Annotated in this window: 1 protein-coding gene and 1 pseudogene; both read right to left on the reverse strand. The window is 60.1% G+C overall.

Annotation, left to right across the window (positions count from 1 at the left end):
* Window positions 1–536 (reverse strand): annotated as a pseudogene (locus LH464_RS24360) (hypothetical protein); the annotation flags it as partial.
* A 68-nt stretch (window positions 537–604) separates the two neighbouring features.
* A partial coding sequence (locus LH464_RS24365) for an invasion associated locus B family protein (RefSeq protein WP_226788977.1) occupies window positions 605–1,081 on the reverse strand: 477 nt, incomplete at its 5' end.

Here is a 1,081-nt window from a genome sequence, read left to right on the forward strand (position 1 = left end):
CCCAGCGTCGATATCGTCGTGTCGGTCAGCTGTATCTGGCCAGCGCGGGCAGCAGATGCCCCCCACGAAAAATCGTTCTGTGTTGAGATAACCAGCCCGTCCGAGGCGCGGATCGCCGCGCCATCCTCTGCCACAAGACCAAAGCTATTTATTCCTGTGGTGGTGATGGAGCCGCCGGACAGCGTGATGCTGCCGTTGGAGCCGGCATATGCTCCGAATGCATTTGTGCCACCCGTCGTGATCTCAAGCGGACCGGTTGTGAAAATGTTCCCACCATTTATGGCTGTCAGTACGGTTTCGGAGGTGCCGGTGGTGCTCAGGGCGCCGCCCTCCACAACCACTGTGTCGCCGTCTGCAATATACTGCTGGGCTGCTGCCGGCGCAGCAAGCACCGACACAATCGCGGTCGAAAGAGAGAGGCGGCGGAGGGAGATTCGGGTAGAGGATTGCGTTCTTGCTTTGGTCATGATCATTTGATCCGATTGCTGCCCTTGCGCAAGCGCAACGGTTGTTAAAAAGGCGCACAGCGTCAGCAACCGCTCTCATCGAGTGCGGCCGGTCTGTCGATGTGGATCTAAGAGAAGCCGGACGGTTCCGGTCCGGGTTACTTCACAAGGTCAGAGGCGCGTTCAAGGGCGGCCTGGAAACCAGCCAGCGATATGGAGAACTCGGTCGCCTTGCCCTCGTTGTTCGTCGTTTTGACGGTCATCGCCTTGCCCTTGGCAAGCCCCGCGACCATTTTGTCGTCTGCCGTGACGTTGACGATGCACCCTGCATAAAGACAGGTACGGAAGGGCCTGGGCTCCATTGCCTTGTTGCCGTCGATCTGCAGAACGGCACCGTCCACCAGATTGAGCCCGAGGGGCAGTACCAGGACGCCTTCGAGGCCTTTGGCGTTGCGCTGAAACTCGATTGCGAGGACGCGTTGGCTGGGGCCGTTCGTCACCTGACGAACCTGTTCCTGCTGCAAGATGCAGCTCTTCACGTCTTCATCGCCGCTTTTGCCGGTACTGCAGATCACGGTCCAGTCGCCGTGCTGCTCGCGCAACGAGGACGCTCCGTGGGGGAAGGGGCCACCGGC

The sequence above is a fragment of the Pseudorhizobium xiangyangii genome, assembly GCF_020531965.1.
Taxonomy (GTDB): domain Bacteria; phylum Pseudomonadota; class Alphaproteobacteria; order Rhizobiales; family Rhizobiaceae; genus Neorhizobium; species Neorhizobium xiangyangii.